The organism is Methylobacterium indicum, from assembly GCF_017347565.1.
Classification (GTDB): Bacteria; Pseudomonadota; Alphaproteobacteria; order Rhizobiales; family Beijerinckiaceae; genus Methylobacterium; species Methylobacterium indicum.
The window spans coordinates 4,883,349-4,897,869 of sequence record NZ_AP024145.1 but is presented as its reverse complement, the minus strand read 5'-3'; the positions used below and the strand labels follow the sequence as shown (position 1 = coordinate 4,897,869).

General features: G+C 69.4%; 15 protein-coding genes and 1 pseudogene. 8 read left to right on the top strand and 8 right to left on the bottom strand.

Translation table 11 applies throughout. The features are described from left to right. Positions 1 to 114: 114 nt before the first annotated feature. Positions 115 to 1,791, bottom strand: a complete 1,677-nt coding sequence (locus tag miv_RS22750) for a formate--tetrahydrofolate ligase (RefSeq protein WP_048430744.1) — start codon at positions 1,789 to 1,791, stop codon at positions 115 to 117. 321 nt (positions 1,792 to 2,112) lie between these two features. Here miv_RS22750 and miv_RS22745 point away from each other — a divergent pair, with 321 nt between their 5' ends. From miv_RS22745 to miv_RS22735, 3 genes are all read left to right on the top strand, one after another. Then, positions 2,113 to 2,451 carry a hypothetical protein gene (locus tag miv_RS22745; protein ID WP_207179024.1) on the top strand — a complete coding sequence of 113 codons (339 nt, stop codon included), beginning with the start codon at positions 2,113 to 2,115 and terminating at the stop codon, positions 2,449 to 2,451. A gap of 224 nt (positions 2,452 to 2,675) precedes the next feature. Beyond that, positions 2,676 to 2,882 (top strand): DUF6894 family protein, encoded by a 207-nt coding sequence (locus miv_RS22740; RefSeq protein WP_244496303.1) that lies wholly within the window; start codon positions 2,676 to 2,678, stop codon positions 2,880 to 2,882. A 201-nt stretch (positions 2,883 to 3,083) separates the two neighbouring features. Further along, positions 3,084 to 3,665, top strand: a complete 582-nt coding sequence (locus tag miv_RS22735) for a hypothetical protein (RefSeq protein ID WP_058617010.1) — start codon at positions 3,084 to 3,086, stop codon at positions 3,663 to 3,665. Between the two features lie 3 nt (positions 3,666 to 3,668). Here miv_RS22735 and miv_RS22730 read toward each other — a convergent pair whose 3' ends face one another. The 4 genes from miv_RS22730 to dgcN all read right to left on the bottom strand — a co-directional run bounded on the left by miv_RS22730 (position 3,669) and on the right by dgcN (position 6,518). Beyond that, positions 3,669 to 3,950, bottom strand: coding sequence for a hypothetical protein (locus miv_RS22730; RefSeq protein WP_058617011.1), 282 nt, complete (start codon positions 3,948 to 3,950; stop codon positions 3,669 to 3,671). 132 nt (positions 3,951 to 4,082) lie between these two features. Beyond that, positions 4,083 to 4,400, bottom strand: coding sequence for an EthD family reductase (locus miv_RS22725; protein WP_207179023.1), 318 nt, complete (start codon positions 4,398 to 4,400; stop codon positions 4,083 to 4,085). 130 nt (positions 4,401 to 4,530) lie between these two features. Beyond that, positions 4,531 to 5,511 carry an N-acetyl-D-Glu racemase DgcA gene (gene dgcA / locus miv_RS22720; protein ID WP_207179022.1) on the bottom strand — a complete coding sequence of 327 codons (981 nt, stop codon included), beginning with the start codon at positions 5,509 to 5,511 and terminating at the stop codon, positions 4,531 to 4,533. Then, positions 5,508 to 6,518: an N-acetyltransferase DgcN gene (dgcN, locus tag miv_RS22715; protein ID WP_207179021.1), complete on the bottom strand. Its 1,011-nt coding sequence runs from the start codon at positions 6,516 to 6,518 to the stop codon at positions 5,508 to 5,510. The genes dgcA and dgcN overlap by 4 nt, the downstream gene beginning before the upstream one ends. A gap of 331 nt (positions 6,519 to 6,849) precedes the next feature. On the opposite strand from dgcN, the gene miv_RS22710 reads away from it, so the two are divergent. From miv_RS22710 to miv_RS22690, 5 genes and pseudogenes are all read left to right on the top strand, one after another. Further along, positions 6,850 to 7,761, top strand: a complete 912-nt coding sequence (locus miv_RS22710; RefSeq protein WP_048430737.1) for an amino acid ABC transporter substrate-binding protein — start codon at positions 6,850 to 6,852, stop codon at positions 7,759 to 7,761. Positions 7,762 to 7,919: 158 nt separating this feature from the next. Beyond that, the gene (locus tag miv_RS22705; RefSeq protein ID WP_048430736.1) at positions 7,920 to 8,639 is read left to right on the top strand and encodes an amino acid ABC transporter permease; all 720 of its coding nucleotides are present in this window, start codon (positions 7,920 to 7,922) and stop codon (positions 8,637 to 8,639) included. A 91-nt stretch (positions 8,640 to 8,730) separates the two neighbouring features. Continuing rightward, positions 8,731 to 9,423 (top strand): amino acid ABC transporter permease, encoded by a 693-nt coding sequence (locus tag miv_RS22700; protein ID WP_207179020.1) that lies wholly within the window; start codon positions 8,731 to 8,733, stop codon positions 9,421 to 9,423. Positions 9,424 to 9,565: 142 nt separating this feature from the next. Further along, on the top strand, positions 9,566 to 10,294 hold the full coding sequence (locus miv_RS22695) for an amino acid ABC transporter ATP-binding protein (RefSeq protein WP_048430750.1): 729 nt from the start codon (positions 9,566 to 9,568) through the stop codon (positions 10,292 to 10,294). Positions 10,295 to 10,623: 329 nt separating this feature from the next. Then, a pseudogene (locus tag miv_RS22690) lies at positions 10,624 to 10,824 on the top strand (IS3 family transposase); the annotation flags it as partial. A gap of 412 nt (positions 10,825 to 11,236) precedes the next feature. On the opposite strand, the gene miv_RS22685 reads toward miv_RS22690, so the two are convergent. Genes miv_RS22685 through miv_RS22675 form a run of 3 tightly spaced genes read right to left on the bottom strand, consistent with a single transcriptional unit; the run spans position 11,237 to position 14,318 of the window. Then, entirely contained in the window at positions 11,237 to 12,061 is an 825-nt protein-coding gene (locus miv_RS22685; protein WP_058617017.1) for a carbohydrate ABC transporter permease, read from the bottom strand. After that, positions 12,058 to 12,990, bottom strand: coding sequence for a carbohydrate ABC transporter permease (locus miv_RS22680; RefSeq protein ID WP_207179018.1), 933 nt, complete (start codon positions 12,988 to 12,990; stop codon positions 12,058 to 12,060). Before miv_RS22680 ends, miv_RS22685 begins: the two co-directional genes overlap by 4 nt. Continuing rightward, positions 12,990 to 14,318, bottom strand: coding sequence for an ABC transporter substrate-binding protein (locus miv_RS22675; protein WP_207183599.1), 1,329 nt, complete (start codon positions 14,316 to 14,318; stop codon positions 12,990 to 12,992). Before miv_RS22675 ends, miv_RS22680 begins: the two co-directional genes overlap by 1 nt. Positions 14,319 to 14,521 lie beyond the last annotated feature (203 nt).

Below are 14,521 nucleotides of genomic sequence, written 5' to 3'. Positions count from 1 at the left end.
CACGTGGGGGTGCCCCCATCGCGACTGCCCGCGGGCGTTCCCCGGGACAGGCCGGGCCTCGCCTCGCCTCGCGCAGGCGTCCCCTCGGGCGTGGCCGCCCGAGGGGGATAGGGTTTAGAACAGCCCCTCGATCCGTCCCTCGGCGTCGAGATAGATGCCTTCCGCCGCCGGAACCTTGGGCAGGCCCGGCATCGTCATGATCTCCCCGCAGATCGCCACCACGAACCCGGCGCCGGCCGACAGACGGGCGTCGCGCACCGCGACGACGTGGTCGCTCGGCGCACCCATCAGGGTCGGGTCGGTGGAGAAGGAGTACTGTGTCTTGGCCATGCAGACCGGCAGGTGGCCGTAGCCGGCCTGCTCGAAGGACGCGAGCTTGGCCGCGGCCTTCGATTCCACCTGGATGTCGGCGGCGCCGTACAGGGTCTGGGCGACGGTGCGGATCTTCGCCTCGAGCGGCATCTCGTCCGGGTAGACGAAGCGCGGGGCCGCGGCGGGGCCCGCATCGGCGAGCGCGGTCACCGCATGGGCGAGGCCCTCGGCGCCCGCGCCGCCCTCGGCCCAGTGCCGGCAGGTGATCGCCTCGACGTCGAGGCGGTCGCGGCAGAGTGCCTTGAGCGCCGCGTGCTCGGCCTCGGTGTCGGCGTGGAAGTGGTTGACCGCGACCACCACCGGGGCACCGAAGCGGCGCACGTTCTCGACGTGGCGGGCGAGGTTGGCAAAGCCCCGCTCCAGGGCCTCGACATTCTCGCGGCCGAGATCGGACTTGGCGACGCCGCCATGCATCTTGAGGGCCCGCACCGTCGCCACGATGACGACCGCCGACGGGTTCAGGCCGGCCTGGCGGCACTTGATGTCGAAGAACTTCTCCGCTCCGAGATCGGCCCCGAAGCCGGCCTCGGTCACCACGTAGTCGCCGAGCTTGAGGCCGGCCCGGGTCGCGATCACCGAGTTGCAGCCATGCGCGATGTTGGCGAAGGGGCCGCCATGGATCAGGGCCGGGCTGCCCTCCAGCGTCTGCACGAGGTTGGGCTGGAGCGCGTCCTTGAGCAGCACCGTCATGGCGCCGGTCGCCTTGAGGTCGGCCAGCGTCACCGGCTTGCGGTCGCGGGTCTCCGCCACCACGATCCGGCCGAGTCGCGCCTCCAGGTCGGCGAGGTCGCGGGCGAGGCAGAACACCGCCATCACCTCCGAGGCGACGGTGATGTCGAAGCCGTCCTCCCGCGGGAAGCCGTTGGCGACGCCGCCGAGGCTCTGGGTGATGGTGCGCAGCGCCCGGTCGTTCATGTCGAGGACGCGGCGGAACGCCACCCGGCGCAGGTCGATGTCGAGCGTGTTGCCCCAGTAGATGTGGTTGTCGATCAGCGCCGCCGCGAGGCTGTGGGCCGAGGTGATGGCGTGGAAGTCGCCGGTGAAGTGGAGGTTGATCGCCTCCATCGGCACGACCTGGGCCTTGCCGCCGCCGGCCGCGCCGCCCTTCATGCCGAAGCAGGGACCGAGCGAGGGCTCGCGTAGGCAGATCACCGTCTTGCGGCCGATCCGGTTGAGGGCGTCGCCGAGGCCGACCGTCGTGGTGGTCTTGCCCTCCCCCGCCGGCGTCGGGCTGATCGCCGTCACCAGGATCAGCTTGCCCTCGGGCCGCCCCTCGAGGCTGCGGAGATGGGCCTCGTCGACCTTGGCGATGTGCCGGCCATACGGGTGGAGCGCGTCCTCGGGGATGCCGATCCGCTCCGCGATGGCGGTGATCGGCTGGAGGGTGGCCGCGCGGGCGATCTCGATGTCGGTCGGCATGGTTCCCGATCGTTGTTCTGGAGCCGGGGGGAGGACGGCTGGCGTGAGGCGGATTTTAGGCCGAGGCCGCCAGTTTCGAACAGATCAAATCGCTTGAGCAGGATCCTCAGAAAAATTGAAGGTGGCATCGACCGGTTGCGAACAGCAACCGCCATCCCGGGGGGCGCTCCGGCCCTCGTTTCGGGCCGAAAGCCCCGTTAGGCATGTCGGCAGATCGCTGCGGGCCGGTTGGAAGACGTTTCACGATTGGCGCCCCAGAGTGCCGTCGGGCGCCCGCGACCATGGACGCCCGACGGCACGATCGGGACGCGGGGGAACGGAATGGCCTTCTGGCTGCGGGCCGGGCTGGTGATCGGCGCGATCTATTACCTGTCGCCGCTGCGCCTCGGCGATGCCGCGGCGCCCGAGAAGGCCAAGACGGGGCATTTGCCGGCGCATTTGCCCGCGAGCCTCGGCGAGGTCGCCGGCGCGGCCTTCGAGCGTCTGCCCGGCGACCTGCGCGCCCGGATCGTCGAGACCGCGACCGCGGAAGCCGGGCGCTCCCTCGAGGCCGGGCTGCGGAACGCCGTCGAGGCGGGTCGTCCGACCTCCCGCGACACCCTCACGACGCAGGACCGGCAGCCGTCCTGGCGGGGCGCCGCGGAGCGCGAGAGCCGCTGACGGCCCGCCGCCGCGGGAGCGCCTGCGACGCCCGCCCCTGCCCGTGAGGCAGGCGGCGGAACTTTGCCGTTCTGCTCCGGTTTCCACCTCATACACTAACAGGTAGTCGTGGGAATTGCTGCCCGCCTGCGAGCCCCCCGGCGGGTGTGACGGTCGGGTTCCTTACCCTGTCATGTCAGAAGCTTCGAGCCCGAGCCGCAGTGCCCCGCTACTTCTTCGATATCATGGACTCGACCCAGAGCGTGCCGGACGAGGCCGGGCTCGATTGCCGCGACCTCGACGAGGCGCATCGTCAGGCGCGGACCCTGATCGTCGACGCGATGACCGGCCCGGAGGCCACCCGGATCGACTGGTGTGCCTGGCGCGTCGAGGTGCGCGACGAGGCCCGCAGCCTCCTCTTCACCATACCGTTCCCGCACCCGCACGCCTGAGCCCGGGAGGTGCGATCGCCGCCGCATGCCCGGGGACAGGCGGCATTGCCCGGTTGAAAGAACTAACAAACCGTGATCACACCAATGTACCAGTAGGGAGCCTATATACTAGTAGGGAGTTGCCGGTGGCGCCCGCGGTGCCGGGCGAGAGGGGCGAGGTCGGCCCCGACCGGCAGGAAGGTCGTGACAGGAAAGGCTTCGATGTCCGAGATCGAGGGGGAGGTTCCGCCCGGCCGCGTGGTCGATGCCCTGGAACTCGTCCTGCAGACTCCACCGTTCCTGCGCTCGCCGAAGCTCGCCCGCTTCCTGCGCTTCGTGGTCGAGGAGGAGCTGTCCGGACAGGGCGCCACCATCAAGGCCTACACCATTGCCACGCAGGCACTGGGCCGGGGGCCGGACTTCGACCCGAGCCTCGACCCCAGCGTGCGCGTCGAGGCCGGTCGCCTGCGTCGCGCCCTCGAGGACGTCTATGCCCGGCACGCGGAGGGGCTCGCGGTCCGCATCGCGATCCCGGTCGGCAGTTACCGGCCCCGCTTCGGGGTTCTCGATGCGGCGCCCGTCGCCGTCGAGGCCAGCCCGGATCCCGTCTCCGGTGACCTGCCGCCGGTTCCGGCGTCGCGACCGCGCCCGGCCGTCGCCCTCAGCCCCCGCGGCGAGGGCGCGATCATCGCGCTCCTCGCCGGCATCCTGCTGGTGCTCTGCATCGATCTCGGGCTGACGGTGAGCGCGCGGCTCGCCGGAGGGCCCTCCCCCACCCGCGAGATCGCGGTGCGGGGGCGTTGAGGATCAGGTCCAGCGAGTGGCGAACCGGGCGAGGTCGGCGGCGCTCGCGAAGGCGACGACGCCGAGCGTGCGGGTCTCCTCCGGCCATCCCGGAAACAGCGCGTAGGTCACCGGGCGCCGGCTGAACGCGGCGCTGGGCGCTTCCGTGCCGGCCCAGTCCCGCACCTCGGGCGCGAGGGCGTCGGGGTCGTCCGGGGCGACGAGCCCGGAGCGCTCGCGCAGGGCGAGCACGTAGGGGCCGAGATCCGGGTGCTGGTCGCGCAGGACCTTGACGATGTCGATCATGGTCCGGTCCGCTCTCCGGAGAAGGGCCGGGCCCCGCGTCCGTCCTTGGGTTGCGTCATGACGGGATTGTCTCCTCGCATCCGCCCGCGACCCCGGGTCGGGGTCGCGGGCGGAGGATCGGTCTCGATCCGATCAGAAGCTCTGCGGCTCGTTGATCTGCACCACCGGCTGGCCCTTGAAGAAGTTCGGGATGTCCCCGAAGATCTCCTTGCCGTGGGCGGCGCCGGCCTTCTGGAAGTCGTCGAGGGAGCGGAAGGTGAGGAGCGCCATCATCTGGAACGGCGCCGGGCTGCCATCCGGCGTCCCGCTCGCCTTGACCACCTCGACCTTGTCCAGGCCCATCGAGGACCAGCGCTCGCGGACCAGCGGCATGTGGTGCTTGAGGTAGTAGTCGAGGTCGAAGGGCTGGGCGTCGGAGCCGCCCGGATACATCACGCTGACGAGGATCATGGCGTCGGTTCTTCCCCGGCTTCTCGGGGCCCTTGCGCGGCCCCTGCACGAGAGAGAGCATCGTTCCGGCCCCGGGCGCAAGCGCCCGGCCCGCCGGTTCGCCGCCGGGCCGGGCCTTCCCCCATGGCATTCAGCCCCAGAGCGCCGGCTCCGGCGGATGGACGAGGCTGCCCTCGAAGCGCAGGCCGGGCTCGCGGTCGCGGGCCAGCAGCAGCGGGCCGTCGAGATCGACGAAGTCGGCGAAGCCGGAGAGCAGCATCGCCGGCGCCATGGCGAGCGAGGTGCCGAGCATGCAGCCGACCATGATCGACAAGCCCCGCGCCTTGGCGGCCTGGGCCAGCAGCAGCGCCTCGGTGAGGCCGCCGGCCTTGTCGAGCTTGATGTTGATCGCGTCGTAGCGGTCGGCCAGCGCGTCGAGCCCGGCCCGGTCGTGCAGGCTCTCGTCGGCGCAGATCGGGATCGGACGGGCGATGGACGCGAGCAGCGCGTCGTCGCCGGCCGGCAGCGGCTGCTCGATCAGCTCGACCCCGGCCGCCACGCAGGCCGCGAGGTTGGCCGCCATGGTCTCGGGCGACCACGCCTCGTTGGCATCGACCACCAGGCGCGAATCCGGCGCGCCCCGGCGCACCGCCGCGATCCGCTCCGGGTCCCCGGCCCCGCCGAGCTTCACCTTCAGGAGCGGCCGGGCCGCCGCCACATGGGCGGCGGCCGCCATCTCCTCCGGGCTGCCGAGGCTCAGCGTGTAGCAGGTCGTCACCGGCGCGGGCGCGGGGATCCCGGCGAGGGCGAATGCCGGCCGGCTCGCGCGCTTGGCCTCGAGGTCCCACAGGGCGCAATCGAGGGCATTGCGCGCCGCCCCCGCGGGCAGGCACGCGGCGAGGCCCGCCCGGTCGAGGCCGGCGGCGAGCGCCTCGGCCTGCCGGTCGATCGCCGCGCGCACGCCCTCCACGGTCTCGCCGTAGCGAGCATAGGGCACGCACTCGCCCCGGCCCGTGGCGGTCCCGTCGGTGACCTCGGCGGTCACCACCACGGCCTCCGTGCGGCTGCCGCGCGAGATGGTGAACCTGCCGGCGATCGGCCAGGGCTCGATGGCGGTCGCGAGCCGGATCACGCCGGGAACTCCTCGACCAGGCGGTCGACCAGCCCCTCGACCCCGAACCGCACCGGGTCGGTCGCCGGCAGGTCGTGCTCGGCGGCGAGGCGTTCGAGGAGCGCCCGCGCTTCCCCCTCCTCCAGGGCCTGGGTGTTGACCGCGATGCCGGTCGGCCGGATGTCGGGGTTGGTCAGGCGCCCGAGCCGCACCGTCAGGTCGATCACCTCCCGGATGCTCGGCAGCGGATGCTTCACGCCGCGCATCGTCGTGCGGGTCGGCTCGTGGCAGACCACGAAGGCGTCGGCCTGCGCCCCGTGCAGCAGGCCGAGGCTGACGCCAGCGAAGCTCGGGTGGAACAGCGAGCCCTGGCCCTCGATCAGGTCCCAGTGGTGCGGGTCGGCGGCGGGCGCGATCCACTCGACGGCCCCGGAGATGAAGTCGGCCACCACCGCGTCGATGGCGACGCCGCGGCCGGAGATGAAGACCCCGGTCTGGCCGGTGGCGCGGAAATCGGCGTCGAGGCCGCGGTCCCGCATGCCCTTCTCGAGCGCCAGCACGGTGTACTTCTTGCCCACCGAGCAGTCGGTGCCGACGGTCAGCAGCCGCCGTCCCGGGCGCCGCGTGCCCTTGCCGGTGTCGAAGCGCTCCTCGGAATGGCGCACGTCGTGGAGGCTGCGCCCGTGCCGACCCGCGGCCTCGGCGATCTCCGGCACCGAGCCGAGGCGGGTATGCAGGCCGCTCGCCACGTCGAGCCCGGCCTCCAGCGCCGCCACGATGGTGGCGACCCAGTGCGGCGGCAGCACGCCGCCGGCATTGACGACGCCGACGATCAGCGTCCGGGCGCCCTGGGCGAGCCCTTCCGCGATGGTGAGATCCGGGATGCCGAGATCGGCGGCGCAGCCGGGCAGGCGCAATTGCCCGACGCACCAGTCCGGCCGCCAGTCGACGATACCGTAGGCGGTCTTGGCGGCGAGCCGGTCGGGCACGTCGCCGAGGAACATCAGGTAGGGCGTGGCGATCTGCATCGGTCTGAACGGTCCGTCGTCGCGGGGGCGTCACGGGTGCCGGGTCCCCCGCGGAGCCCGAAGGGTCTCGGGCCCGCGCCGGGCGTGTCCGGGCGCCGGCAGCTTCGCCCGGGTGGGGCCGGGGCGCAACGGGGCGCGGAGGGAAGACGGCCCGGCCGGAACGCCGGCCCGTTTGGCCCATCCCTTGCTCCCGCGTCCTCCGGACACGACCGCCGGTCGAGGTGCAGGATCCTGCGCCAAACGGTTCGTCCGGTCACCGCCATCCCCAGCCTAACCCTTGACGCCATGAGCGCGGTGACGGACTAGGTCGTTGCCCAAAAGGAGAGCACGAATGCGTTTGAGAAGCCTGCTTCCCGTCCTGCTCGCCGGCCTGGCGGCCTCCGCGGGAGCCGCCTCTGCCCAGGACCTCACCGGGACGCTCAAGAAGATCAAGGAGACCGGGCAGATCACGCTGGGCTACCGCGATTCGTCGGTGCCGTTCTCCTACCTGGACAACAACCAGAAGCCGGTCGGCTTCGCGATGGACATCTGCTACAAGATCGTCGACGCGGTGAAGGCCGACCTCAAGCTCGACAAGCTCGAGGTGAAGCTCAACCCGGTGACCTCGGCGACGCGCATTCCGCTGATCGCCAACGGCACGGTGGACCTCGAGTGCGGCTCGACCACCAACAACGCCGACCGCCAGAAGCAGGTCGCCTTCACCAACACCCACTTCCTCACCGCCAACCGCTTCGTCGCCAAGAAGTCGAGCGGCCTGACGAAGTTCGAGGACCTGAAGGGCAAGACCGTCGTGTCGACCTCGGGCACCACGAACATCAAGATGATCAACGAGTACAACGCCGACAAGAAGCTCGGCATCACGATCCTGCCGGCCAAGGACCACGCCGAGGCGTTCCTGATGGTCGAGACCGGCCGCGCCGCCGCCTTCGTGATGGACGACGTGCTGCTCGCCTCGCTCGCCGCCTCGTCCAAGGAGCCGGGCGCCTACATGATCTCGACGGATGCCCTGTCGAAGCCCGAGCCCTACGGCATCATGCTGCGCAAGGACGACGCGCCGTTCAAGAAGGTGGTCGATGCGGCGACCGCGGCCTTCTACAAGAGCCCCGAGTCGAAGGTCGCCTACGACAAGTGGTTCATGAAGCCGATCCCGCCGCGGGACATCAACCTGAACCTGCCGATGAGCGATGCGCTGAAGAACGCCTTCGCCAAGCCGAGCGACAGCCCGGACCCGGCCGCCTACTGAGGTGACGCCCGGCGCCGCCCCCGCCGCGGGGCGGCGCCTCCCTTCTCCGGCCTCGTCGCCCTCGGCACTTTTCCCTGTGCCCTCGCCCGCGCCCCGCCTCGCCCGGGCCGGAAAAACCCGTATACCTTCGCTGTCCAGGCGCACCCGGAAGACAGGGCATGAACTACAACTGGAACTGGGGCATCTTCTTCGAGCAGTCGCCCGAAGGGACCGGCACCTACGCCGACATGCTGCTGTCGGGCTTGATGTGGACGATTCTCACGGCGCTCTGCGCCTGGGTCATCGCCTTCGCGATCGGGTCGGTCGTCGGCGTGCTGCGCACCCTGCCGAGCCGGGCGGCGCAGGCCGTCGGCAACGCCTATGTCGAGCTGTTCCGCAACATCCCGCTCCTCGTGCAGATGTTCCTCTGGTACTTCGTGCTGCCCGAGGTGCTTCCGGAATCCTGGGGCACCTGGCTGAAGCAGCTGCCGAACGCCCCGTTCTACACCGCCGTCGTGTGCCTGGGCTTCTTCACCGCCTCGCGCGTCGCCGAGCAGGTGCGGGCCGGCATCCAGGCCCTGCCGCGGGGCCAGCGCATGGCCGGGACGGCGCTCGGGCTCACCACCGCGCAGACCTATCGCTACGTGCTGCTGCCCAACGCCTACCGCATCATCCTGCCGCCCCTGACCTCCGAGTTCCTCAACAACCTGAAGAACACGTCGGTCGCGCTGACCATCGGCCTCCTGGAGCTGACCGCCCGGGCCCGCGCGATGCAGGAATTCTCATTCCAGGTCTTCGAGGCCTTCACGGCCGCGACGATCATCTACATCGTCATCAACCTGCTGGTGGTGACCGTGGCCGGGCTGATCGAGCGCCGCGTCGCGGTGCCGGGCCGCTGACACTCACGTCATCGATATCGTCGCACCGTCTGCGGCGAACCGGTATCCACTTCGTCGAAAAATGCTCTAGGCTGCCGGACAAGGGCCCGCGATGTTCTCGAACTTCGATTTCAGCGTCATCCTGAATTCCTGGCGCTACCTGTTCTTCGACGGGATGGCGTTCACCCTGACGCTGACCGCGCTCGCGGCGATCGGCGGCGTGGTGCTCGGCACCCTGATCGCGATGATGCGCCTTTCCAGCGTGCCGGCGCTGCCGCAGATCGCCAAGGTCTACGTCAACTTCATGCGCTCGCTGCCGCTGGTGCTGGTGATCTTCTGGTTCTACTTCCTGGTGCCGTATATCGGGCAGTGGATCATCGGAGCCGAGCGGCCGATCCAGGTCGGCGCCTTTTCGTCCTCGCTCATCACCTTCACGCTGTTCGAGGCGGCCTATTTCTCCGAGATCATGCGGGCGGGCATCCAGTCGATCCCGAAGGGACAGGGAGCGGCGGCCTCGGCGCTCGGCCTCACCTATTGGCAGTCGATGGGCAGCGTCATCCTGCCCCAAGCCTTCCGCAACATGCTGCCGGTCCTGCTGACCCAGACCATCGTGCTGTTCCAGGACACCTCGCTCGTCTACGTCCTGTCGATCACCGACTTCCTCGGTGCCGCCTCCAAGATCGCCCAGCGCGACGGGCGCCTGGTCGAGATGTACCTGTTCGCGGCCATCGTCTATTTCACCGTCTGCTTCATCGCCTCGCTCCTGGTGCGCCGTCTGCAGCGCCGGGTCGCGATCATCCGATAGGGTTCCCGCCATGACCTCCTCCGCGATGCCGCCCCTCGGCCCCGTTTCGGAGCCTCAGGCCGCAACCGACGCGGCCCCGGGCACCGGCCCGGTCGGCACCCTGCTCACCGAGCCGCCCCCGGTCTCCGCTACCGGCGCGCCGATGATCACGATCGAGGGCATCTCGAAGTGGTACGGCGACTTCCAGGTGCTGACGAACTGCACCACCGCGATCCGCAAGGGCGAGGTGGTGGTGGTCTGCGGCCCCTCGGGCTCCGGCAAGTCGACGCTCATCAAGTGCGTCAACGCCCTCGAGCCGTTCCAGAAGGGCCAGATCACCGTCGACGGGACGCAGATCGCCAACAAGAAGACCAACCTGCCCAAGCTCCGCTCGCGGGTCGGCATGGTGTTCCAGCACTTCGAGCTGTTTCCCCACCTGTCGATCACCGACAACCTGAGCCTCGCCCAGCGCAAGGTGCTGGGCCGCGGCAAGGACGAGGCCGAGGCCAAGGGCCTGGCACTGCTGGAGCGGGTCGGCCTCAAGGCGCATGCCCACAAGTATCCGGGCCAGCTCTCGGGCGGCCAGCAGCAGCGCGTGGCGATTGCCCGGGCGCTCGCCATGAACCCGATCGTGATGCTGTTCGACGAGCCGACCTCGGCCCTCGACCCCGAGATGGTCGGCGAGGTGCTGGACGTCATGGTCGAGCTCGCCCGCGAGGGCATGACCATGATGGTGGTGACCCACGAGATGGGCTTTGCCCGCAAGGTCGCGAACCGCGTCATCTTCATGGACAAGGGCGAAATCGTCGAGGACGCGCAGAAGGAGGAGTTCTTCGGCTCGCCCCGCTCCGAGCGCGCGCAGACCTTCCTCTCCCGGATTCTCCAGCACTGATCCTGCGTCGCATCGCGCCACGACCAAGGGGCCCGTCGCGGGCTCCTTTTCATGGCTTGCCCTGCATGGCGCAGCCTTGAGGGCGTGGGTTGATTGCGGGGAGTGAACCGCCCCGGGTTTCCCGGAGGCTCCACCTTCTGAGAGGATGGAGCCCCGACGAAGCGAACAGCCCCGTTTTCCCCCGAGGTGCGCCAGCGTGCGGTGCGGATGGTGCGCGACCACGAGGGCGAGCACGGCTCGCTGTGGTCGGCGATCCGGTCTATTGCCGCCAAGATCGGCTGCTCGGGCGAGACGCTGAGGAGCTGGGTGAGCCAGTCCGAGCCTGATAGACGATCGACGCCCTGTTCAAGGCGGAGATGACCCACCGGCGCGGGCCGTGGCGCTTCTTCGAGGTGGTCGAGTACGCCACTTCGGAGTGCGTCGACTGGTACAACCACCGTCGCCTCCTCGCGCCGATCGGCAACGTCCCTCCCGTCGAGGCCGAAGCGCGCTATCATGCTCACATCGGCGACCAAGTCCTGTCCGCCTAACTAAAGTCTTGGCCGCCCGACCCAAGCCAATCAGTTTCCGAAAAACCCGGAGCGGTTCAGACGGGTTCTCGGCACGGCAAACACACTTCACGCGAAGGCGTTCTCGGGGTCCACCGATCCGGGGCAATCCCATATCGCGACTACAGGCAGATCGTGGACGCCTGCTGGGACGCATGGAACTTCTTCGCCAACGACCCCGACCTCGTCACACCCATCGTCAAGCGTGAGTGGGCACAGGTCGCAATCTGAGGCCGTTGATATCAGCCGATTGAAAATCGGCTGGCCTCGAAGAAGGGCTCCAGGGACCGCAATGGCTTCTGGAGTTCTCCTCCGAGGTCGGTCCATGATCGATGGACCGACACCTCGGGATGAGGTCGCGGGTGAAACGGATGGGAGGAACCGCGATCCCCCCTCACCCCCCCTTCACCGCTCCCGCCGTCAGCCCGGCGACGATCTGGCGCTGGGCGAAGACCGTCAGAACCAGCACCGGCAGGGTGACGATCAGCGCTGCCGCGGCGAGCGGGCCCCAGCTCAGCTGGTCGAACGAGATCATGTTGTAGACCGCGACCGGCAGGGTGCGGGTCTCGCGGCCGGCGAGCACGATGCCGAAGACGAAGTTGTTCCAGGAGAAGATCACCGCCAGGATCATCGCCACGGCGATGCCGGGCTTGGCGATCGGCAGGGCCACGTGGCGAAACACCTGCCAGCGGCTGGCGCCGTCGATGACGGCCGCCTCTTCCAGTTCCATCGGCGTGGTCTCGAAGTAGCCGATCATGATCCAGATCACGATCGGCACCGTGACGACGAGATGGATGATGATCTGCGGCCACAGCGTGCCCAGCAACCCGAGCCACTGAAAGAGCAGGAAGAGCGGGATGAGGTAGGACAGGCCCGGGGTGATGCGGGCGACCAGGATCACCACCGCGGCCTTGGCGGCCTTCATCCGGGCGATGCCGTAGCCCGCCGGCACCCCGACGAGGAGTGCGAGGAAGGTGGCCGTGCCCGTCACCAGCAGGCTGTTGACGAAGTAGGTCGAGAACCGGTTCGATTCGAGGACGTCGATATAGTTCTTCCAGGCGAAGCGCTCGGGGATCAGCACCGGCGGATAGGCGGCGTTGTCGATCTCGTACTTGACCGAGAGCGACAGCATCCAGACGAAGAACAGGATCACCGGCGAGACGATGACCAGGACGGCGAAGAGCAGGGCGGCCTGTCGGAGGAGCCAGCGCCAGTTCATGCCACCGCCCCTTGCGTGCGCTTGCGGACCACCAGCAGGGCGGCGGCGAGCGCGATGATGAGGAGAAAGAACACCACGGCGATCGCCGAGCCGTAGCCCACGTCGTAATAGGCGAAGGCGACGCTGTAGAGGTAGATGTTGATCGTCTCGGACGCCGTGCCGGGTCCGCCCTGCGTGATCGCGAAGATGATGTCGAAGCTCTTCACCGCGTCGATCATCCGGATCATCGCGGCGACGAACAGGAACGGGGCGACGAGCGGCAGGGTGATGTGCCGGAACATCTGCCAGATCGAGGCGCCGTCGATCTGCGCGCTCTCGTAGGGCTCGGTGGGGAGCGCCGCGAGGCCACCGAGCACGATCAGCATGACGAGCGGCGTCCATTGCCAGGTCTCGACCAGCACCAGCGAGGGGATCACGGTCGCCGGGTGAAAGACCCAGAGCTGGGGCGGGATGCCGACGAGCGAGAGGAGATAGTTCAGCACCCCAAGCTGGGGGTGGAACATCATGGTCCAGACGAGCGCGATGGCGACGGGGGTCGCCATCATCGGCAGGATGAACACCCCGCGCAGGAAGCCCCGCAGCGGGAACTTGGCGTGGAACACGCAGGCCGCCAGCGTGCCGAGGATCAGCGGCAGCACCACCGAGAGCGCGGTGTAGACCAGCGTCTGCCACACCGCGTCGAGGAAGCGCGGATCGGTCGGGAGCCGCGCGTAGTTCGACAGGCCGACGAAGGCCGGCGCCGCGCCGACCTTCCACTCGTGTAGGCTCATCCACAGGGTGAAGGCCCAGGGAAACACGATCACCCCGACGACGACGACGAGGGCCGGCACCACGAAGGGCCAGTAGCCCGGCGGTTGCCAGCGGGCAGGCGCGGCCGCGTCGGCTGATGACAGATCGTCCGCGGGCGATGCGAGGCCGGCCCGCGCCATCAGGCCTTCTCGCTGCGCTCGAGGATCGGGCGGTACTGCTCGGCCGCCTTCTTCAGCTCGGCCGCCGGATCGGCGCCCGACAGGGTGGCGGTGACGGCGGAGCCGACGATGTCGCGGAACTCCGCCACCGGCACCACGACCGGCAGGCCGAGCTTGCTGATCTTGGCCGAGCCGATCGCCGAATCGAGCCACTCGCGCGGCATCTTCACGCCCTGCTGGACCTCCGCGTCGCTCAGGATCGAATCGCGGAACGGCACGCCGCCGCCGGCCTGGAGCAGGCGCGCGCCCATCAGCTTCGAGACCGCCCACTGGCAGTAGAGGTAGCCCGCCTCCTTCTTGGTGCTGGCGGCCGCCACCCCGATGCCGTCGCCGTAGGTGGCGGCGGCGTGGTCCGCCGGGCCCTTCGGCACCACGGCGTAGCCGACCTTGCCGACGACGCGGGAGGCGTTGGGGTCTTCGAGCGGCGGCGCCCAGCCGACGCCGTCGAGCCACATCGCGGCGCGCCCTTGCGTGAAGGCCGCCATCGACTCCATCCAGTTGAAGCCGACGACCCCGGGGGGCGCGGTCTTGGTGAGCAGCCGCTGGTAGAGCTTCGTCGCCTCCACGGCCTCCGGCCCGTCGATCAGCAGGTTGCCCTTGTCGTCGAGGAAGCGGCCGCCATAGGCGAGGAAGAACGCGCCCCAGAGCGCCATGTTGGCGTTGCGCAGGCCCCGGCCGACGAAGCCGTAGGTGCCGGCCTTCGCGTCGGTCAGGGTCTCGGCCGCCCGCATCATCTCGTCGAAGGTCGTCGGCAGCGCGACGTTCTTCTTCTGAAAGAGTTCCTTGTTCCAGTACAGGATGAAGTAATCGACCGAGAGCGGCAGCGAGCGCATCTCGCCGTTCGGGGTCTTGGCGTATTGCAGACCCGCGTTGCTGAAGTCAGCCTCCTTCAGGGAGGGCTCGGTCAGGGCCGGGTCCTTCATGAACCCGGAGAGATCGGCGAGCCAGCCGGCCTTGTCGAACTGGCGCTTCTGGACGTGGTAGCTCAGATGCACCACGTCGAAGCTCGGCCGGCCCGAGGTCAGCTCGATGACGATCTTCTGGCGCTGCTGCTGCTCGGGGATCACCTCGGAAGAGACCTTGATCCCGGTGAGCGCCGTGAACTCCGCGGCGCTGCGGTGGAGCAGGTCGCCGCGCGGCCCCTTGATCAGGTTGACCTCGAGGGAGGTGCCGGCGTGCTTTTTCCAGTCCACGGCGGCGAAGGCCGGCCGTGAACCGATCAGCCCCACTCCGGCCGCGGCGGCGCCGGAGGCCAGGAGGCTGCGACGGCTCGGGCCGCCGCGAGACATCTCGCTCATCGTTTCCACCCTTGCGATTCCGCCCGGATCTGGCGCCGGGCTGGTTCGGGGCGGGGCCGGTCTTCCGGTCCCCGGGGCGCTGCGCCGCGTGAATTGGCGTCGCGGCGCGGCAGCGCTGCCGGTCGAGCCTAGTGCAAGTGATGAGGCGGTGGGAAGCGGCTCGCCACGAGGATCCCGAAAAATCCGGTAGAAGG